This is a genomic window from Pseudomonas sp. Pseusp11 (assembly GCF_047304405.1).
Taxonomy (GTDB): Bacteria; Pseudomonadota; Gammaproteobacteria; order Pseudomonadales; family Pseudomonadaceae; genus Aquipseudomonas.
Genome location: NZ_JBGLZF010000010.1, coordinates 111,499 through 131,659, shown reverse-complemented (window position 1 = coordinate 131,659; position 20,161 = coordinate 111,499). Strand labels below are relative to the sequence as shown.

Annotated in this window: 20 protein-coding genes; 3 read left to right on the top strand and 17 right to left on the bottom strand. The window is 59.6% G+C overall.

The genetic code is table 11. From position 1 onward, the window contains the following. Positions 1 to 5 precede the first annotated feature (5 nt). The 8 genes from ACCC96_RS10805 to ACCC96_RS10770 all read right to left on the bottom strand — a co-directional run bounded on the left by ACCC96_RS10805 (position 6) and on the right by ACCC96_RS10770 (position 7,015). Positions 6 to 830, bottom strand: coding sequence for an HpcH/HpaI aldolase/citrate lyase family protein (locus ACCC96_RS10805; RefSeq protein WP_413695797.1), 825 nt, complete (start codon positions 828 to 830; stop codon positions 6 to 8). Beyond that, positions 827 to 1,669: a MaoC family dehydratase N-terminal domain-containing protein gene (locus ACCC96_RS10800; RefSeq protein WP_413695796.1), complete on the bottom strand. Its 843-nt coding sequence runs from the start codon at positions 1,667 to 1,669 to the stop codon at positions 827 to 829. Before ACCC96_RS10800 ends, ACCC96_RS10805 begins: the two co-directional genes overlap by 4 nt. A gap of 25 nt (positions 1,670 to 1,694) precedes the next feature. Further along, positions 1,695 to 2,651: an electron transfer flavoprotein subunit alpha/FixB family protein gene (locus ACCC96_RS10795; RefSeq protein WP_413695795.1), complete on the bottom strand. Its 957-nt coding sequence runs from the start codon at positions 2,649 to 2,651 to the stop codon at positions 1,695 to 1,697. Then, entirely contained in the window at positions 2,652 to 3,401 is a 750-nt protein-coding gene (locus ACCC96_RS10790) for an electron transfer flavoprotein subunit beta/FixA family protein (protein ID WP_413695794.1), read from the bottom strand. A gap of 37 nt (positions 3,402 to 3,438) precedes the next feature. Beyond that, complete coding sequence (locus tag ACCC96_RS10785; protein WP_413695793.1) at positions 3,439 to 4,641, bottom strand: CaiB/BaiF CoA transferase family protein; 1,203 nt, start codon at positions 4,639 to 4,641, stop codon at positions 3,439 to 3,441. Between the two features lie 20 nt (positions 4,642 to 4,661). Next, positions 4,662 to 5,825, bottom strand: a complete 1,164-nt coding sequence (locus ACCC96_RS10780; protein WP_413695792.1) for an acyl-CoA dehydrogenase family protein — start codon at positions 5,823 to 5,825, stop codon at positions 4,662 to 4,664. Positions 5,826 to 5,891: 66 nt separating this feature from the next. Then, entirely contained in the window at positions 5,892 to 6,488 is a 597-nt protein-coding gene (locus ACCC96_RS10775; protein WP_019581903.1) for a thiamine pyrophosphate-dependent enzyme, read from the bottom strand. Further along, positions 6,476 to 7,015 carry a thiamine pyrophosphate-binding protein gene (locus ACCC96_RS10770; protein WP_018928360.1) on the bottom strand — a complete coding sequence of 180 codons (540 nt, stop codon included), beginning with the start codon at positions 7,013 to 7,015 and terminating at the stop codon, positions 6,476 to 6,478. Before ACCC96_RS10770 ends, ACCC96_RS10775 begins: the two co-directional genes overlap by 13 nt. Positions 7,016 to 7,359: 344 nt before the next feature. Between ACCC96_RS10770 and ACCC96_RS10765 the strand changes: the two genes are divergently transcribed. Then, a complete protein-coding gene (locus ACCC96_RS10765; protein WP_258672956.1) occupies positions 7,360 to 8,664 on the top strand; it encodes a dicarboxylate/amino acid:cation symporter in 1,305 nt (434 codons plus the stop codon). Between the two features lie 71 nt (positions 8,665 to 8,735). On the opposite strand, the gene ACCC96_RS10760 is transcribed toward ACCC96_RS10765, so the two are convergent. The 8 genes from ACCC96_RS10760 to ACCC96_RS10725 all read right to left on the bottom strand — a co-directional run bounded on the left by ACCC96_RS10760 (position 8,736) and on the right by ACCC96_RS10725 (position 16,294). Next, positions 8,736 to 9,341, bottom strand: coding sequence for an RraA family protein (locus ACCC96_RS10760; RefSeq protein WP_413695791.1), 606 nt, complete (start codon positions 9,339 to 9,341; stop codon positions 8,736 to 8,738). Between the two features lie 137 nt (positions 9,342 to 9,478). After that, complete coding sequence (locus ACCC96_RS10755) at positions 9,479 to 10,825, bottom strand: MFS transporter (RefSeq protein ID WP_019649585.1); 1,347 nt, start codon at positions 10,823 to 10,825, stop codon at positions 9,479 to 9,481. Between the two features lie 399 nt (positions 10,826 to 11,224). Then, positions 11,225 to 11,977: an SDR family oxidoreductase gene (locus tag ACCC96_RS10750; protein WP_019649584.1), complete on the bottom strand. Its 753-nt coding sequence runs from the start codon at positions 11,975 to 11,977 to the stop codon at positions 11,225 to 11,227. Positions 11,978 to 12,124: 147 nt separating this feature from the next. Next, a complete protein-coding gene (locus ACCC96_RS10745; protein ID WP_413695790.1) occupies positions 12,125 to 13,024 on the bottom strand; it encodes a LysR family transcriptional regulator in 900 nt (299 codons plus the stop codon). Between the two features lie 93 nt (positions 13,025 to 13,117). Then, positions 13,118 to 14,332: a pyridoxal phosphate-dependent aminotransferase gene (locus ACCC96_RS10740; RefSeq protein WP_413695789.1), complete on the bottom strand. Its 1,215-nt coding sequence runs from the start codon at positions 14,330 to 14,332 to the stop codon at positions 13,118 to 13,120. Continuing rightward, positions 14,329 to 14,967, bottom strand: coding sequence for an RraA family protein (locus ACCC96_RS10735; protein ID WP_413695788.1), 639 nt, complete (start codon positions 14,965 to 14,967; stop codon positions 14,329 to 14,331). Before ACCC96_RS10735 ends, ACCC96_RS10740 begins: the two co-directional genes overlap by 4 nt. Next, on the bottom strand, positions 14,967 to 15,629 hold the full coding sequence (locus tag ACCC96_RS10730; protein ID WP_413695787.1) for an RraA family protein: 663 nt from the start codon (positions 15,627 to 15,629) through the stop codon (positions 14,967 to 14,969). The genes ACCC96_RS10735 and ACCC96_RS10730 overlap by 1 nt, the downstream gene beginning before the upstream one ends. Then, positions 15,629 to 16,294 carry an RraA family protein gene (locus ACCC96_RS10725; protein ID WP_413695820.1) on the bottom strand — a complete coding sequence of 222 codons (666 nt, stop codon included), beginning with the start codon at positions 16,292 to 16,294 and terminating at the stop codon, positions 15,629 to 15,631. Before ACCC96_RS10725 ends, ACCC96_RS10730 begins: the two co-directional genes overlap by 1 nt. Positions 16,295 to 16,415: 121 nt before the next feature. On the opposite strand from ACCC96_RS10725, the gene ACCC96_RS10720 reads away from it, so the two are divergent. Next, positions 16,416 to 17,309 carry a LysR family transcriptional regulator gene (locus ACCC96_RS10720; RefSeq protein WP_258672962.1) on the top strand — a complete coding sequence of 298 codons (894 nt, stop codon included), beginning with the start codon at positions 16,416 to 16,418 and terminating at the stop codon, positions 17,307 to 17,309. 161 nt (positions 17,310 to 17,470) lie between these two features. Beyond that, the gene (locus tag ACCC96_RS10715) at positions 17,471 to 18,286 is read left to right on the top strand and encodes an alpha/beta fold hydrolase (RefSeq protein ID WP_413695786.1); all 816 of its coding nucleotides are present in this window, start codon (positions 17,471 to 17,473) and stop codon (positions 18,284 to 18,286) included. Between the two features lie 75 nt (positions 18,287 to 18,361). On the opposite strand, the gene ACCC96_RS10710 is transcribed toward ACCC96_RS10715, so the two are convergent. Continuing rightward, entirely contained in the window at positions 18,362 to 19,738 is a 1,377-nt protein-coding gene (locus tag ACCC96_RS10710; RefSeq protein ID WP_413695785.1) for an MFS family transporter, read from the bottom strand. Between the last annotated feature and the right edge of the window lie 423 nt (positions 19,739 to 20,161).

Here is a 20,161-nt window from a genome sequence, read left to right as displayed (position 1 = left end):
GAGAATCAAAATGGCTGGTTCGCGCGCGCCAGAATGGCTTGGGCACGACCAATGACCGGTGCATCGACCATTTGCCCATCCATCACGAACACGCCTTCCCCGGAGCTGGCGGCATCGATGATGCGTCGCGCCCAGTGCAATTCTTCAGCGGTGGGTTGTAATGCCTGATGGATGATCGCCACTTGGCTCGGATGGATGCACAGTGCGCCGCCGAAGCCCATGTCGCGGGCAAATTCAACGGCGGCGTGCAGGCCGGTGGTGTCCTCGATCGAGGGAAAAACACCATCCAGCGCAGGCGCCAGTCCGGCAACCCGGGTCCAGAGCAACACGGCATAACGGGCGTGGCTGAGCACTTCATCGGCGGCGCGGCTGCCGGTGGTCAGGTTCAGGTCCAGGCCCAGATCGAGACTGCCGAACGACAGCCTCTCAACACCTTGGGCGTTGGCAATCGAGCCAAGTGCAGCCAAGCCTTTGGCGCTCTCGATGATCGGCCAGACCGGTTTGCCGGTACTGCCTGCGGTGTGCACTTGCGCACAGGTTTCAGCCTTGGGCAGCAGAATGGCGGTCACACCGGCATGGCGTCGGCAAAGATCCAGGTCTGCAGCGTGTGCCCAGTGATCCGGGGCATTCACGCGAACCAGAATCCGGGCGTCCGGGTTGTCACTCAAGAAGCGCTGCAGGTTATCCCTGGCCTGTTCCTTGAGGTTTTCCTGTACGGCATCTTCCAGGTCGACGATGACCCGGTCCGCGCCGGTGGCGATGGCTTTGGGGATGCGCTCTGGACGCGTGGCCGGGACAAACAGGGCAGTGCGAACGATCGATGGATTCATGGGGTTTCTCCCTGGCTGAACTCGACTTCACCGATTTGTGCGGTGCCGTCCTGATTGCCCGCCCAAACCTGCGCCTTGCCGCTGTCGATCAGACGCCCGCCCACTTCGAAGGGTTGCGGTGAAATCAGCGGCCTGACACCTCGGAAAGCGAAGCGCTTCAAGCGTGCGGTCGGGTGCGCTCTGGTAAAGGCCCGCAAGTTGAGGGTGGCGATCAATGGGCCATGCACTACCAGCCCCGGATAGCCTTCGGTCTCTGTGACGTAGGGCCAGTCATAGTGAATCCGGTGGCCATTGAAGGTGACCGCGGAATAGCGGAACAGCAGGGTCGGGGAAGGTTCGACCGGGTTTCGCCATTGGCCTTCAGGGAGCGTTTCGGTGCCGCTCAGTTTGGGCGGTGTCGGTTCCCGGTAGACGATGTCCTGCTCATCTTGCAGGGCGCGTTGGCCGTCCTGGAAATACTCATGGCGTACCGTGACGAACAGCAACGATCCGGTGCGACCGTGCTTCTCTTCGACGTTGAGAATGGTCGATACGCAGGTCACATCCGCCTCTACCTTCAGAGGCTGGTAGAACTCGATTCGGCTACCGGCCCACATGCGATTGCGGTTGCGGGCTGGTGGCAGGAAGCCGCCGAGCGCGGTATGGCCGTCCGGGCCCAGTTCGCTGGCGGCAACCGGCTCCTGAAAGAACGCCCAGTGCCACAGGGGCGGCAGCGCTTCGCCAGGCAGCGGTGCCACTTCACTCAAGGTGGCGGCAATGCGTTTGACCAGGTTGAAGCTGATCCGGTCCTGGCTTTCCTGACGACGTCCGATCCACGCTGAAAAATCGATATTGCTCATACATGTCGCTCCTGTCGGTCGGTGATCAGGCCAGGGCGGCCATTTCTGGAATCGCTTCGAACAAATCCGCCACCAGGCCGTAATCGGCCACCTGGAAGATCGGCGCTTCTTCGTCCTTGTTGATCGCCACGATCACTTTGGAGTCTTTCATGCCGGCCAGGTGCTGGATCGCGCCGGAGATCCCGACGGCGATGTACAGCTGTGGCGCAACGATCTTGCCGGTCTGACCGACCTGCATGTCGTTGGGTACGAAACCTGCGTCAACCGCAGCGCGCGAAGCACCAACGGCGGCGCCCAGCTTGTCGGCCAGGGCGTACAGGTGTTTGAAGTTGTCACCGTTCTGCAGGCCGCGACCACCGGAAACGACGATCCTGGCGGCGGTCAGTTCCGGACGATCGGACTTGGCCAGCTCTTCACCGACGAAGCTGGATTTCCCCTCGTCGAAAACGGTGGCGACCGCTTCGACGACCGCTGAATCACCTTCAGCCGCCACCGGGTCGAAACCGGTAGCCCGCACGGTGATTACTTTGACCGCAGCGTTCGATTGAACAGTGGCGATGGCGTTACCGGCGTAGATCGGGCGCTTGAAGGTATCGGCGCTTTCTACCGAGATGATCTCGGAGATCTGGTCAACGTCCAGCTGAGCAGCAACGCGCGGCAGGATGTTTTTGCCGTTGGAAGTGGCGGAAGCCAGCACATGGCTGTAAATCGTGCGTTGCTCGATCACCAGACCTGCCACTAACGGGGCAACGTTTTCCGGCAGTTGATGCGCGTAGGCGGCGTTGTCGGCCACCAGCACTTTCGCCACCCCGGCAATTTTCGCCGCGGCTTCAGCCACGGCACCAACACCTGCGCCGGCCACCAGAACGTGGATGTCGCCACCGATTTTCGCGGCGGCAGCCACGGTGTTCAGCGTGGCCGGGGCCAGCACTTTGTTGTCCTGCTGGTCATTTGAATAGTCAGCAATTACCAGGATCGTCATTCAGATCACCTTCGCTTCGTTCTTCAATTTCTCCACCAGCTCAGCCACCGACTTGACCTTGATCCCCGCGCTGCGTGCAGCTGGCGCTTCGACTTTCAAGGTTGTGTTGGTGGAGGCGGTGGAAACGCCCAAAGCGTCCGGAGTCAGCACTTCGAGAGGCTTCTTCTTGGCTTTCATGATGTTTGGCAGGGACGCGTAGCGCGGCTCGTTCAAACGCAGGTCGGTGGTGACGATGGCCGGCAGTTTCAGGGAAACCGTCTGCGCGCCGCCGTCGATTTCGCGGGTCACGGCAACTGTATCGCCGGACACTTCGACTTTCGACGCGAACGTGCCCTGACCGTAGCCGCTCAATGCCGCGAGCATCTGGCCAGTCTGGTTGTTGTCGCTGTCGATGGCTTGTTTGCCGAGGATCACCAGCTGTGGCTGCTCCTTGTCGACCACCGCCTTGAGCAGCTTGGCCACGGCCAGGGAAGTCAGGTCTTCAGCGGATTCGACGAGGATGGCGCGGTCGGCACCCAGCGCCAGCGCGGTGCGCAGTTGCTCTTGAGCGGTGGACGGGCCGATGGAGACGACGACGATTTCAGTCGCAATACCGCTCTCTTTCAAGCGTACGGCTTCTTCCACGGCGATTTCGCAGAACGGGTTCATCGACATCTTGACGTTAGCGAGGTCGACGCCGGAATGGTCCGCCTTGACGCGAACCTTGACGTTGTAATCGACCACGCGTTTCACAGCTACGAGGATCTTCATTGGGCAGTGTTCTCTCGAAAATCTTTGATCGTTGCAGTCAGATGGCCCCGGCGGCGCGCATTTCTTCAATGCGCTCCGCGCCCAGCCCCAGTTCCCTGAGCAGCTGTTCGGTGTGTTGACCAAGACCCGGTACGGCATCCATGCGTGGCTCGAACGCGCTGTTGCTGCCGGGCGGGATCAGACTTGGAATGGGGCCGGCGGAGGTTTCAACGGCTCGCCAACGGTCACGGGCCTGAAGTTGCGGGTGGTCCCAGACACCTTGCATGTCATTCACCCGGGCGTTGGCAATTTGCGCATGGTCGAGGCGATCGATCACCGCATCGAAGTTGAGCGTGGAGAACGATTCGATGATCAGTTCCCGTAGGGCGTTGCGGTTCTCGACGCGTTTGAAGTTGGCCGAGAAACGCGGGTCTTTTGCCAGTTCGGGGGCAAGCAGCACCTTCTCGCAAAACAGCTGCCATTCACGCTCGTTCTGCAAACCCAGCATCACGGTGGTGCCGTCACCGATGGGGAAGGGGCCATAGGGGTAAATGGTGGCGTGCGCTGCACCGGCGCGAGGGGGTGGAGGCGCACCGTCGTAGGCGTAGTACAGCGGGTAGTTCATCCATTCGACCAGGCTTTCGAGCATCGACACATCGAGGTGGCTGCCTTCGCCGGTCCGTTCGCGCAACAGCAGCGCGGACAGAATCCCGGTGTAGGCGTACATGCCGGCCGCGATGTCGGCGATGGAGCAACCGGCCTTGGCCATTTCGTCCTCGCCCGGGCTGCCGGTGACCGACAGAAAGCCGCCTTCACTCTGGATCAACAGGTCGTAGGCTTTCTTCTTCTCGTAGGGACCACCGACGCCATAGCCTGAAATGTCACAGACAATCAGGCGCGGAAAGCGCTGGTGCAACGCCTCAAATGACAATCCCATCCGCGCAGCGGCACCGGGCGCCAGGTTCTGCACGAGCACGTCGGCAGTGGCGAGCAAACTGTCCAGCACCTCGGTGGCCGAGTTCTGCTTCAGGTCGAGGGTCAGGCTTTCTTTCGAGCGGTTGGTCCAGACGAAGTGCGAAGCCAGGCCGTTGACGCGTTGGTCGTAGCCCCGGGCGAAATCACCTGTGCCTGGACGTTCGACCTTGATTACCCGGGCGCCGAGGTCGGCCAATTGGCGTGTGCAGAAGGGCGCTGCAATAGCGTGCTCAAGGCTGACGACGGTCACGCCATCGAGCGGGCGGATGCCTTTGGGCTGGCTCATGATGTTTATCTCTCTTGTTATTAGAAAGAGCGCGGCAGTTCGAGCAGGTGTTCGGCAACGTACGACAGGATCAGGTTGGTGGAGATGGGGGCGACCTGATACAGACGGGTTTCGCGGAACTTGCGCTCGACGTCGTATTCGCAGGCAAAGCCAAATCCGCCGTGGGTTTGCAGGCAAGCATTCGCGGCCTCCCAGGACGCCTTGGCCGCCAGGTACTTGGCCATGTTGGCGCTGGCCCCGGCGTTGAGGCCGCTGTCGTATTCCTCGCAGGCACGCCAGCGCATCAGGTCGGCCGCTTCGATTTCGATGTGGGCTTCGGCGATCGGGAACTGCACGCCCTGGTTCTGCCCGATCGGGCGCCCGAACACCACGCGGTCGCGGGCATAGGCACTGGCCTTTTCGATAAACCAGCGACCGTCACCGATGCACTCGGCGGCGATCAGGGTGCGTTCGGCATTCAGTCCGTCGAGGATGTACCGGAAGCCTTTGCCTTCTTCGCCAATCAGGCTGTCAGCGGGGATTTCCAGGTTGTCGAAGAACAACTCGTTGGTCTCGTGGTTGACCATGTTCGCGATGGGTTGCACGGTCATGCCGTTGCCGATGGCTTCACGCAGGTCGACGAGGAAGATCGACATGCCTTCGGACTTTTTCTTCACGTCGGCCAACGGCGTGGTGCGCGCCAGCAGGATCATCAGGTCGGAATGCTGGATCCGCGAGATCCACACCTTCTGCCCGTTGATCACGTACTTGTCGCCTTTACGTACGGCGGTGGTCTTGATCTTGGTGGTGTCGGTACCGGTGGTGGGCTCGGTCACGCCCATCGATTGCAGGCGCAATTCACCGTTGGCCAGCTTCGGCAGGTAGTAACTTTTCTGCGCCTCGCTGCCGTGTCGCAGCAGGGTGAACATGTTGTACATCTGCCCGTGCACGGTCCCGGAGTTGCCGCCGCAGCGGTTCACTTCTTCGAGGATCACCGAGGCCTCGGCCAGCCCCAGGCCGGAGCCGCCGTATTCAACCGGAATCATTGCCGCCAACCAGCCGGCATCGGTCAGGGCCTTGACGAAGGTTTCCGGAAAGCCTTTTTCTTCGTCGATTTTGCGCCAGTAAGCGGCATCGAATTCTGCGCAAAGAGCGCGTACGCCCTCGCGGATGGCATTGAGTTCTTCAGCGTTGTGATCAGTCATTATTATTCTCCTCAACGTGCCACGCCTGGCATCAGCCCGGCGTGACTCGGTCCGGGTAGGGCGCAATCAGATCGGGTTGAAACCCAGCGCAGCACGAAAGCGATTTTTGATGTAGTGACCATCACGCGGTGGCAGCACCCGTGGCGGGTTTTCCGCTTTGATCTTGATCGTTGCGAGCTTGACGCCGTCGCGGGTGGCGAAGCGCTCGCGCAGGTCGTGCACGCCTTGCATGTCGCGAATTTCGTCGGTCCAGCTGAAGCCGCAGGTCTTCGCCACCTGGTCCAGGGAAATACCGAAACCCGCGTGGCTGACTTGCATGCCGGTTTCGCCAAAGTGACCGTTATCCAGCACGGCGATGGTCAGGTTGGCGGGTTTTTGCAGCGCGACGGTGGCCAGTGCGCCGAAGCCCATGAGCAACTCGCCGTCGCCGGTGACCACCACCACTGACTTATCCGGCTGGGCATTCGCCAGGCCCAGGCCGACCGTGATGGCGCTGCCCATGGCAGCCCAGAGGTAGTAATTCAGATCATGGTCGCCGGCGGCCATGACGTCATAGGACGCTGAGCCCAGGCCGGTCACGACCAGTACGTCTTTACGGTCGGCCAGCAAGGCCTTGACCACTTCGCGGCGGCACAGGGTGTGGTTGGCGCTTACTTGACCCATTTCTTTTCTCCAATCAGGCGCTGGCCGAGCAGCAGGGCAGTGGACGAATCACCGTTGAAGGCCATGGTCGCGGCACCGTGTAGCAGCGGGGCGACGTCTTCGGGAACGTCCGCGCGCCAGGTCATGACTTTCATCAGGTTCAGGGAGGCTTCGGTGGCCTGGCCCATCGGGTTCTGCCACGCGTTGAACTCGGCCCAGTCACCGCGCATGGTCACCACCATCAACAGTGGGAAACCAGCGCAGACTTGGAGCGCGAGGGTGTTGATGCAGTTACCGACACCGCTGGACTGCATCAACAGGGCACCGCGTTCACCGCCCAGCCAGGCGCCGGCGAGGTAGCCGATACCTTCTTCTTCGGTGGTGAGGACGACGGCCTTGATGTCCGGGTCGGCATACGACATGCGGATGGCCGCCGAGTGGCCTGCATCCGGTACGAAGACCACATGTTTGACGTCGTGGGCCTTGAGCACGCGGAACACGTCCTCCTGCCAATCCTGTCCTACGGTTTGTTCAGCTTCTGTTGACATGCCAGTCTCCCAAGCAGTGCTGCTTTTGTGTTTTCACACATTCTGGGAGTGCTGATTGCTGCCGACGACTACCGTTTTTGTCTTTGAGATATGCCTGTTTTGTATAGCTTGGAGGTGAGTGCGTGGCGCAGCAGGGAACGGCGATAACCACACATTATGGGAAGAGCAAAACCGAGCAGCAGCCTTGCGCAAAGGTGCCGAGCCTGGGCGCCGGGCCATAGCATTCGGGCATATCAGCTAGAGCGTGATCCGCTCTTATTGAGGAGGTGGGGCTAGGGTAGTTTTCCGGCTACGGGGTTACAGCGCGTAACCGACGCAACAACAATAAGAAGGGGTTACACCTAATGAAAAACAGGCTACCGGCTGCGGCAGGCATTCTGATCGCCATGCTATTGGGGGTTCTTATCGGTTACATGATTTTCCTGAACTTCCCGGACAAAGCGATGGCGACCAGGATCGCCGGTTATATCTCGATCATCTCTGACATTTTTCTACGCCTGATCAAAATGCTCATCGCTCCTCTGGTGTTCTCGACCCTGGTGGTGGGCATCGCTCATATGGGGGATGCAAGCGCTATCGGCCGGGTATTCGGCAAGGCACTGGGCTGGTTCGTGACAGCCTCATTGATCTCGCTGTCGGTGGGGTTGGTCATGGCGAACATGTTGCAGCCCGGGCACAACCTGGGATTGCCGCTGCCAGACGTGACCAGTACGACCAACTTGCAAACGTCGGTATTTACCCTCAAGGATTTCATGACCCATCTGGTGCCCAAATCCTTCGCGGAGGCCATGGCCACCAACGAAATTCTGCAAATCGTGGTGTTCTCGATATTTTTCGGCGTCGCGTTGGCCTCCTTGGGCAAGAAAGCCGCCGGCCTGGTGAATGTCATCGAAGACCTGTCCCACGCAATGTTGAAGGTCACCGGTTATGTGATGAAGCTTGCACCACTGGCGGTGATGGCGGCCATGGCAGCGACCGTTGCAATCAATGGCCTGTCCATTCTGGTCAAGTTCGCCGTGTTCATGCGCGACTTCTATCTCGGGCTGATCGTGCTCTGGGGCATGTTGGTGTTTGCCGGCTGGATGTTCCTCGGACGGCGTGTGTTCAAACTGGTGGTGTTGATCAGAGAAGCGTTCCTTCTGTCTTTTGCCACTGCCAGTTCCGAGTCGGCTTACCCGAAGATTCTTCACGCGCTGGATCGTTTTGGAGTCAAACGCAGAATCTCCAGTTTCGTCATGCCCATGGGCTATTCCTTCAATCTGGATGGCTCGATGATGTACTGCACCTTTGCCGTGCTGTTCATCGCTCAGGCGTATGGCATCGAGATGTCTATCGGTACGCAGATCACCATGCTGTTGACGCTGATGCTGACCTCCAAAGGCATGGCCGGCGTGCCGCGTGCTTCGCTGGTGGTCATTGCAGCGACCCTAACTCAGTTCGATATCCCCGAAGCCGGTCTGCTGCTGATTCTAGGGATCGATACCTTTCTGGACATGGGCCGCTCGGCGACCAACGCGGTGGGCAATTCCATCGCAACCGCGGTGGTGGCCAAATGGGAGGGCGAGTTGGTGAGTGAGGATGAGGCCGAGCGTCATGCAACTGCGCTGGATGTTCAGGGTGATACAGGAGAAAAACCGCTGACGGTCTGACCTGTTATCGGTGCATCTTCAAGATCAAAGGGTGAGCATTCACAGAGGTGGGTGCTCGCCCTTTCTCGTGATCAGGACTTGCGTTGGAGGGTGTGGTAACCCAGCTCTGACCTGGCTTCCCTGAGGGATTTGCCTTCAGCGATCAGGGCGCGGATACGGGCTTCCACTGCTTCGATCGAGCGGGCGCAGGCGGCCACTTCACTGGCACGCTCCCGAGGCACGATGACCACGCCGTTGGCATCGGCGACCACAATGTCTCTGGCGCACACGCGGGCCTGGCCGATGGACACCGGCTGATTGACCGACGCTACTTCGACCCGATCTTTCCCGGTACGCATGAACCGGCCTTTGCTGAACAGTGGATAGCCATCACCGAGTGCCTTGCTGACATCTCGGCAGACACCGTCGATAACGGTCGCTGCAATCCGTTGGCTCCCGGCATATTGGGTCATGATGTCGCCCCAGACGGTGCAATCGGTGCGCCCGTCGTTGTCGATCACCACCACGTCGCCTTCGGCCACATCGTCGATGAAATCTCCGACCGTTCCCGGCGGGCAACTGGCGGTGACGTAGCGCACGGTGAAGGCCGGCCCGACCACCACTTGCCGATAGTTATCCAGTGGCATGATGCCCAGGCACTGGCCAGGCAGGCCCAGTTTATCCAGGGCATCGGACACACCCGGCGTATCCAGGCCTTCAAACAGGGCACCAATTCTTTGTCTTGGGGGGACATGTGTAACACCTCGCAGTGATGACAGAATCGTTCAGACAAAAGCCGCTCACATGAGCGGCTGGGCTTTGTTCGCAATGCACTTCAAACCGGGGCGTTCAATCTCGCCCGAGGCTCGGAAATGGTCAGCAAGAGGATGAAGCTGATAAATGAGCCGACTGCCAGCCAGGCGAACACATAGTTCCAGCCATAGTTGTCCAGCAGCAGCCCGGTAATGAAGGGGGTGGCCGCCGCGCCCAACTGACCGACCATGTTCACGATGGCGTTGGAGATGGGGAACGTCTTTTTGGTGGTCAGGCCCATTGGGTAAACCATGTAGGAGGAGAAGCCCAGGCTCAGCACAACGCCGGTCAGCATCAGCAACAAGCCATAGGGCAGGGGTTCGGCGGGCGAATTGATCAGCAGATACATCATCAGCGACGTGCCGAGCGCAGACAGCAGCATGCCGGGTTTGCGCCGCCCGCCCATTAGCCGGTCCGAGCAGAAACCACCCAACAGGTTGCCGAGCACGGCGCCCACCCATGGCGCAGCCGACACCAGCCCCATGTTCATGATCGAGAACTGTTTGACCGTCATCAGGTAGGTCGGAATCCAGGCCAGCAGTACGCTCGATACGCCCAGTTGGAAACAATAACTGGTGGCGCAGCCCCAGATATTCCAGGACTTGAACACCTGCCGGTTGGTTTCCAGGGGCGTTTCATGGCGGGCACGTATGACTCGATCAAGTTTGCCCACCCAGGCTGGAATCTTCCGTGGGCGGGCTTGCTGAGTAGCCTCAGTACTGCCGGTTTCTTCGATGATGTGGTTGAGCTCGGCTGCGTTGACGAACCGGCTCCGGGAAGGGTGATCGGTGACCATGAAGTACCAGATCACCGCCAGTACGATGCCGGGCAGGGCGAAAAAGTAGAAGATCTCTCGCCAGCCCCATACCGAAATGATCACTGCACAGAGCGGTGGCACGATCACTGGCCCGAACTTGACGGCGGACAGAAATATCCCTGACGCGGTGCCTTTTTCCCGCGCTGGAAACCAGTTGTTGATGGTCGTGGTCATGCTGATCGGCAGTGGGCCCTCAGCGACGCCAAGTCCCAGGCGATACAGTTTCAATGCCAACAGTGAGCTGGCAGTACCCACCAGGCCGGTCAGCAATGAGGTCAGCACCATGGCGCCAGGCAGGATCCTGCTGACGCCGAAACGGCCGAAGGCAAACCCGGAAGGGATTTGTGCCAGGGCATAGGCCAGCAGAAACAGGCTCATCAAGCCACCGGCCTCGGCATTGCTCATTTCAAACTCTTTACGAATAAACGGCAGCGCGACACCCAGGTTGGCCCGGTCGGCGGCTGCGATGGTGTAAATCAGAAAAATCAGGGCCGCAACCACCCAGCGGTAATTGCTGCGCACAGCAGGTTTTATGACTTCAGGCATAGACATGGGGTGGACCTTGTTTTTGTCGGTGTTGTCCGGCCAAAGTAATGAGTGTGAATCTGCAAAAAAAGCGACAAATATTCCGCTCAACAGATCACTTTTATTGATGAAAAAGCGTGGCCGAATGGCCAAAGTTTTTCGACCGGGTGCGCTTGCCTTCGGATTGATTGCACCACTAGAGGGCTATCCGGGAGCTTTCCCATCCACGAGAGCGCCTTTTACGGACCACTGGAGGGCCCGAATGCGCCATTACGCACAGGTCGTGGATTACACGCAGGTCGCAATGCGTTGATCGATTTGTGGGAGCGCCAACGTGAAGAGCCGTTTTCATCTGCATTTCTCCTTCTGCTCAAGGGCAGGGAACCATCCGATCGTGGCGGTGGCCCGAGCCCTGAGGCGGGTGAGTTAGAACGAGTAGCGACGCATACCGCCATCCACCAGCAATACAGTGCCGGTGATGTAGCTTGCGCGAGGGGAAGCAAGGAAGGTCACTGCGTTAGCCACATCTTCAGGCTGGCCAAAGTCACGCAGTGCAATCTCTCGGTCGGCGAATTTTTTACGCTCTTCGCCCGGATACAGACGGCGGATCTGAGCCGTATCGATCAGCCCAGGCTGTACACAGTTCACCGTGATACCGTGCTGGCCAAGCTGTTCAGAAAGACCTTTTGACCATACGACGATACCGGCTTTAGCCACCATTGCCGCGTTGACGACTTCCGGCTCAAGATTGCCGGAGAGGCTGATGATTGCTCCGGACTTACGCTGAAGGAAGTTTGGCAACAGTTTTTGGGTCAGCTGACGATGACGGTCAAAGTTCAGCGTCATGCCTTCGATCCATTGTTCTTCAGGAGCATCAATGTCCATCGGACGGCTGCCGCCCGCGTTGTTGACCAGGATGTCGATGTGACCCATAGCGGCCAGAGCAGCACTTGCAATTCTTTCTGGGCCGTCAGCTGCGACAAAATCCTGAACGAACGTGATCGGTGCTATACCACCCGCATCGGTGATTTCGCCTGCCAAACTGACCAACAGCTCTTCGTTTCGCGCAGTAGCAAATACCTTCACACCTTCAGCGGCCAGGCTTTTGACAATGGCTCGTCCGAGCCCTTGGCTAGCACCGGTTACCAAAGCAGTTTTTCCAGCAAGTTGCATATCCATGGCGAGTCCTCGAATAGACAGATTGAAAAATACAGTGGGGACGAACTGAGTGTTCGCCCTGATTCGAGGAGCAATTTAGGCCTTGCTGAATGGGGGATAAACGGCCCGATTAGAACTTGATTAGTACTGTGTCGTTACCAATCGCTCTCACTTAAGACCTGCCTCGGAGAACAGTTCCATCAACCACTCCATGAACACACGAACTTTTGGTGAAAGGTGACGACGGTCGGTCAGGAGCATTGATACGGGCTTTGCGACTGTACGCAGTTGCGGAAGGACTTCAATCAGTTCTCCCGAGTCGATATGCCTCTGTAGCGAGGGCCGCAATCCTTGAAGCAATCCGAGCCCGGCCAGGCCGCAAGAGAGAAAAGCTTCGGAGTCGTCGACCACGATCCCGCTTTGGACTTTGACGGAAATGACGCCATCTCCATCCTGAAATTTCCACGGCATGATCTTGCGTCGATGCTCAATGAGGAAGTTGACTGCCAGGTGGCTATCCAGTTCATCCAGGGATTTAGGCGTACCGAATCGCTCAAGATAAGAAGGCGCGGCACAGGTCACCATAGGCACCAACCCGATACGGCGCGCTATCAAACTCGAGTCGTCCAGCTCGCCCAGGCGGACGGCGCAATCTATGCCCTCAGCAATGAGATCAATTTGATGATCAGTCGATCCCAGCGTCAGTTCGACTTGTGGGTAGAGGTCTCGAAATCCGGGAAGCGCAGGAATGATGATCGCTTTTGCCAGTACGACAGGAACGTCCACCCGTAGCTTGCCTCGCGGTGGGCGTGTGGGCGAAAACCAGTCGAAGGTATCTGCAAGATCGCCCAACAATTGCTTACATCGGTTGTAAAACTCCTCACCCTCCGGAGTGACGTTGACCCGTCGAGTGGTTCTATGAAGCAGCTGGACGTTCAACTCACTCTCAAGGTTCTGGATAGCCTTCGAGAGTGCAGGGCGGTGCAACTGGAGAGCTTCCGCTGCGCGCGTGTAGCTACGTTGCTCAACAACAGCAACGAATATCTCCATCGCCTCGATCATATTCATCTAGAAGCCTCGAAGCCGCCATTCTCAGCGGGAATCTGCCGATCGCTGCAAGTGTAATCGAGTGCGAAATGTTGCACGTTCTTCACCTACGGGTTAACGCAGGGCGCTACAGAACGCCCGGATGGCCTCGCAAGCCTGACACAATGAAGCGTCATCCAGAGCATAGGCAATGCGAATATAGGGGCCAAGGCCAAAAGCGCTGCCATGCACCACGGCCACATCTGCTTCGTCGAGCAGCGCATGGGCCACATCTTCGTCGGTGTGCAGCACTCGACCGCCCGCCGAGGTACGGCCGATCAAGCCGGCACAGGAGGCAAATGCGTAAAAGGCTCCGGCCGGACTCACGCATTCAAGACCTGGGGTGTCGTTGAGCAGCGCCACCATCAGATCGCGACGACTCTGGAACGCGACACGGCTTTCGCGAATGAAGTCTTTCGGCCCTTCCAGCGCGGCGAGTGCGGCTTGTTGCGAGACAGAACTCGCACCAGAGGTCTGCTGGCCCTGGAGTTTTTCCATGGCCTCCAGCAGCCAGCGCGGCCCGGTGGCAAAACCGATGCGCCAGCCGGTCATGGAGTAGGCCTTGGAGACACCGTTCATGGTCAGGGTTCGTGGAGCCAGCCGTGGTTCAACCTGAGCCAGGGTGTGGAACGCTTGATCGTCGAAGATCAGGTGTTCATAGATGTCATCGGCCAGGATCAGTACATGGGGATGATCCAGCAACACCGCCGCCAGAGCGCGAAGTTCAGCCTCGCTGTACACCGCGCCAGTGGGATTGGACGGTGAATTGAGGATCAACCAACGGGTTTGCGGGGTGATCGCGGCGGCCAGCGCCGTGGGCGTCAGTTTGAAACCGGTATCGGCGTCGCAGGTAACGATCCGCGCTTCACCACCGCACAGTTGCACCATCTCCGGGTAACTGACCCAGTACGGCGCCGGCACGATCACCTGGTCGCCCTCGTTGAGGGTCGCGGCCAGGGCGTTGTAAATCACCTGTTTGCCGCCGTTGCAGACGAGGGTGTCTTGCCAGGTGACGTCCAGGCCATTCTCGCGGCGGAATTTGGCGGCCACCGCTTCTCGCAGTGAACGGACCCCGGCGACCTGGGTGTAGCGGGTATGGCCGTGTTCAATGGCATTAATGGCCGCTTCGCGCACATGCTTGGGCGTATCGAAGTCGGGCTCGCCAGCGCACAGCGAAATGATCTTCGCGCCTTGTGCCCGGCGTTCCGCCACCCGGTCCATGATCCGGTAGGTCGCGGAAGGTTGCGCGCTGGCCAGGCGCTGGTTCAGTCGTTGGATATCAACGCTCATGCGCGGGTTCTCCACTCGGTCAGGTTCATCAGTTCCAGGGTCGAGCGGCCTTCGGTCAGCGCCTGCATCATCTGCGTTTCCTTGTTCGCGCGTGCCTCGCCTTCAGCCAGGGTGCGTGCCGCATCCGCCTTGGGGATGATGATGACGCCGTCATCGTCGGCCACCACCAGATCGCCCTGAGCCACCAAGGCACCGTTGAAATTGAACGGTTGCCCCACCGACGGTGCGCTGGCCTTGACCGTGCCTTTCACCGAGATACCCCGGGCAAACACCGGGAACTGGCGTTTCTTCAGGGCCGCGATATCGCGTACGCCGCCATCGATCACCAGACCGACCACGCCAGCCGCCTCGGCTGCCACGGTGAGCACTTCGCCCCAATAACCGGCGATGAAACCACCCGTGCCCACGACCAGTACGCTGCCACGGGGCACTCGTTCCATCGCCAGGTGCAGGGCCAGGTTGTCGCCCGGCGAACATTCCAGAGGGTAGGCGGGGGCGGCGATGAAGGCGCCGTCCCAGATCGGGCGGATCGCACTGTCGACCGCGCAGGGCAGATGGGACGCTTCATACAGCGTCGAACTGCCCAGTACTTTTGCCCGTTGGTGAAAATCCGTGGGGAAGGGGAGCGTGCTCATCAGGCTTTCCTCTGCAGGCTGTGGTAACCCAGGGCGGCCCGGGCTTCTTTAAGGGTTTTGCCCTGAGCGATCAGGGCGCGAATGTCGGCTTCGACCGATTCGATCTGAAGGGCACACGCCGCCACTTCCGCCGCGCGCGCGCGAGGCACGATCACCACGCCATTGGCGTCGGCGACCACAATGTCACGGGCACAGACCCGCACCGTGCCGATCGACACTGGCTGGTTGACCGACTGCACCTGTACGCGGTCCTTGCCGGTGCGCATGAAGCGGCCCTTGCTGAAGATCGGATAGCCATCGCCCAGCGCCTTGTTCACGTCACGGCAAACACCGTCGATAACGGTGGCGGCGATCTGCCGGGTGCCGGCGTACTGGGTCATGATGTCGCCCCAGACGGTGCAGTCGGTGCGACCGCTGTTGTCGATGACCACCACGTCGCCGGGCGCCACGTCTTCGATGAAATCGCCCACGGTGCCAGGCGGTACGCTGGCCGAGACGTATTGCACGGTGAACGCCGGACCGACGATGACCTTGCTGTAGTTGTCCAGTGGCGCCACACCGAGGCATTGGCCGGGCAGGCCGAGTTTGTCCAGGGCATCGGAGACGCCCGGGGTGTCCAGGCCTTCAAACAAGGCGACCAGTTCTTTGTCTTCGATATTCATCAGGCGTGCTCCACGTGGATCGCTTCGAATTGGCTGTCATGCATCACTTCGGCTACCGAGCGACCGCTGCGGACCGCCCCGACCATGCCGTCCTGGCGGCGGGCGATACGCTCGCCAAGGTCGACCACTTTCTCTATATGGGTTGAGGGCACGAACACCGTGCCGCAGGTATCGGCGATGACATAGTCGTTCTCGCTGACATCGACGCCGGCGACGTTGATCGTCACGCCAGCATCGATCTGCACCACCCGATTGCGCGCGCTGATCATGGTCACGCCACGGCCGTAAACCGGGTAGCCGATGGCTTCGCTACCGTCGATGTCACGACTGAAACCGTCGATCACCGTGCCGCGCACTTTCTTGCCGGCCGCTGCGTTGGCGAGGATGTCACCCCAGCAGGAGATGCCTTCGATACCACCGGCGATCACCAGCACGCGATCGTCGCTGTCGATCTGTTCAACCACCGGGGTAATCAGGTGCACTGTGGGCGCACTGTCGGATTTTGGCGCCAGCAGCACCGTACTGGCGCGGCCGACGATCCTTGGGCAGTTCCACAACGGGCGCAGCCCGACGGTGGCACCCGGCAGGCCGAGGAAGTCGAGCGCATCGGAAACCGTGTTGGTATCCAGCGCCGCCAAGCGATCCAGCAAACTCTTGTGGATCATGCTCTTGTTAATCATTGGAAAAGCCCCTGTGGTGACGGAGGCGCCCAGTGTCTGCGAGAGCATTTGATAGGTATATTACGAATCACAGAAGCGTTGGATACGCTAAACCTATGGATTAATCATGATCAATTTTCGTCTGATTCGTCATCTCTGGTTGTTCCTCGCGGTGGCCGAAGAACAGAATTTCGGCCGCGCGGCCAAGCGTCTGGGCATGTCCCAGCCACCGCTGAGCGAGCAGATCCAGGTGCTGGAGCAGGCGCTCAAGGTCAAGCTGTTCGACCGTTCGCGACGCGGGGCGAAACTGACCCCTGTTGGCGCCGCGATCCTGCCGGCGGTGCGCAAGTTCGCCGACCAACTGGAGCGCCTGGAACTCGCCGTGGAGGAGGCGGTGGCGGGGCAGTCGGGGATGTTGACCATTGGTGCGATTTCCACGGCGATGTTCGATGTGTTGCCGGGGCTGATTGAGCAACTGAAAAACGATTACCCGCACCTCACCGTGTCCGTGCGCGAGATCGACAGCGTCGAAGCCGTCCCGGCGCTGGAGGCTGGTGACATCGATTTGGCCTTCGCCCGGCTGGACGGTGATCTTGGCGCTTCGATCCATTCACTGCCGCTACTGGAGGATCGCCTGGTGGTGGCGCTGCCCAGTGATCATCCCTTGGCTTCGCGCACACGCATCAGTCTGTCCAGTCTGTCCAACGAGCCGCTGGTAATGTTTTCCCGCAAGGTCAGCCCGGTGTACTTCGACAATCTGATCGCGACCTGCCGGGCCAGCGGGTTTTCCCCTCGGGTGCTGCATGAAGTGCGTTCCGTCGCTTCGCAGATTGCCTTTGTCAGCTATGGCCAAGGCATCGCACTGGTGCCGGCGTCACTGAAAAAGCTGGCGCCGGACAACGTTGTGTTTCGAGCGCTGAGCCAGAAGCTCAATGTCGTGACCACCGCAGTGGCCTGGAATGCCGATCGGCCCAATCCGGTGGTGGAGGACGTCGTTGCCCGGTTCCGGGCCAAGGCGTGAGTTGGCCCAGGGATTGTGTGTGAACACCGATTGATAGGATTGGCCTATGAAAGCCTTCCTCAATCAGGAATTTACAGAACACTCGATTGCCTTGAAATTGCGAGCCTGGCTGCCGGCAACCCAGGCTCGGCGCAACCTTTCCGCTCAAGGAGTCCAACATCGTGCCCTCACCAGAAACGTTCACTCACGTGCAACTCCCTCTGACGGTGGAGGGTGTCCAGTTGAACGTGGCCACTATCCATCGCGACGGCGTGCTGGCGCCGATTGTGTTCCTGCATGGGTTTGGTTCGACCAAAGAGGACTATGCCGACATCGTGCGGCAGCCCGCGTTTGCCGGTCACCCTTTTGTTGCTTACGACGCACCGGGTTGCGGTGAAAGCCAGTGCAGTGACCTTTCCAGGATTTCCATTCCCTTTTTGTTGCAGACGGCGCTGCAGGTGCTGGCGCATTTCGGTATCGAGCGCTTCCATCTGGTCGGCCACTCGATGGGCGGGCTGACCGCGCTGATGCTGGCCCATCAGCTCCCGGATCGGGTGCTCAGCTTTGTCGATATCGAGGGCAATATCGCCCCGGAAGACTGCTTCCTCAGCCGGCAGATAGTCGATTATCCGAGCGACGATCCTGAGGCGTTTTTCGCCGCTTTCATCGAACGCGCCCGACACGCCCCGGCGTATGCCAGCGCACTCTATTCCGCGAGCTTGCGGCACAAGGTGCGTGCCGGTGCGGTGCGAGGGATTTTTCAGTCGATGGTCGACCTCTCCGATAACGCCGACCTGATGGACAAGTTCCTCGGTTTGAAATGCCCGCGCATGTTCATGTACGGCGAACAGAACGCGTCATTGTCCTACTTGCCCCACATCCAGGCTGAAGGTGTGCGGCTGGCGCCCATTCCGGAGTGCGGGCATTTCCCGATGTATTCCAACCCGATCGCGATGTGGCAACAGATCGCCGATTTCCAGGCGAGCACTGCGCAATAACAAAACAGGGCGCAGAACCTGTGGGATCGCCGCACCGCACGCTCCCACAGGACTTTTGGCGCTCAAACTTCTTGGTCAGACCCCGGCAGCGCTCGGTTTTGAATAACCCTTGAGCCCGGTGCGCTCTTCGACTTCACCCGAACCGCTGATGTACCCGTAGCGAGACAGATTCGGCATCAACATCGCGGCGATGAAAGTGATGGTGACTACCGCGGCGACATAGAAAAAGAAATACTCCTCGATCCCCTGCGAACGAAGCGACAAGGCGACGTACTCGGCAGTGCCGCCGAATGCCGCATTGCCGACGGCATACGGAAAGCCCACACCCAAAGCGCGTACGGCCGGCGGGAACAGTTCGGCTTTGACGATCCCGGCGATCGGGGTGTAGAGCGAGGCAATGGCCAGCCCGCCAAACACCAGCAGAAACGCCATAAACGGGCTGCTGACCGACTGCAATGAATAGAGCAGGGGAATCACCAGCAACATGGCCAACCCGGAAAACATCAGCATGTGCGCCTTGATCCCGATACGGTCGGCGAGCAAACCAAAGAGCGGCTGGCAGAGCATGAAGCCGACCAAGGCGGCGGTCATGATGAAGCTCACCGTTTCCGGGCTGAAGCCTGCGGAGATCACCAGGAATTTCTGCATGTAGGTGGTGAAGGTGTAGAAGTACAGCGATCCGCCGATGGTGAACGCCACCACCAGCGCGACTGCCCGTTTGTGTTTGAACAGGCCGCGCAGAGAGCCGGCATCTTTGCGGTTCATGTCTTTTTTGGTCGCGGTTTCATGCATGGCCCGCCGCAGATACACCACCACGATCGAGCTCACGGCGCCGATGAAGAACGGAATCCTCCAGCCCCATTCGCGCAACTCTTCGCCGGTCAGGGTTTGCTGGAGAATGACCACGGTCATCAAGGCCAACAGCTGCCCGGCAATGATGGTGAAGTACTGAAACGATCCATAGAAACAGCGGCGACCCGGTGTCGCGATTTCGCTGATGTAGGTGGCACCGGTGCCGTACTCCGCGCCGACGGACAGGCCCTGAATCAACCTGGCCACCACGAGCAGAATCGGTGCCGCGACGCCTATGGTTGCGTAGGTGGGCATGACGGCGATCAGCAGTGAGCCGGCGCACATCATGAACACCGAGATAATCATCGACACCTTGCGGCCACGGGTGTCGGCAATCCAGCCGAAGATCCAGCCGCCGAGCGGGCGCATGAAAAAGCCGACGGCGAAGACACCCGCAGTCGACAATAACTGGCTGGTGGTGTCCCCCTTGGGGAAAAACGAAGCGGCAAAATAGATGGCGGTGTAGGCGTAAATGAAAAAGTCGTACCACTCCACCAGATTGCCCGAGCAGGCACCCATGATGGCTTTGACGCGGTTCGGCGCTCTCATCGGAGCGGCTTCGCCAGCGTGGTCTTTGGCGTCTGTGTTTGATGCGGACATGCTGTTCACCCTTTCTTCAAGGCGAGGCGATACGAGGAGCACGCTGATGCGTGTCCGACGTGACGGGCTCGATGGGTTGTCGGGTTTAACGAAGCGGCGTGAACCCGTTCATGGCCGGGTTTACTGAAGAGAAAGGGGAGGGAGGATGCACGAGCATGGCGAGCTGTACGTGGCCCGGGGAAACCGGACAGGTCAGGTAAGACGAAGCATTGAACATCATGGCGCGAGCCCTCGAATCTTATTCTTGTAGTGAGTCGGACGCTCTTTGGCGCCGACGTTGATTGCACGCTACCGCAGAGTCAGGAGGCTAATAAGCCGTCAGGCAGGCCTAACTGATATACCTGAATTCTATAGCTTGGCATGCAGCCCCGGCGCGCTGGGGGATACAGCCGACTCGCCAGTCCTGAGGCCTCGCGATACACG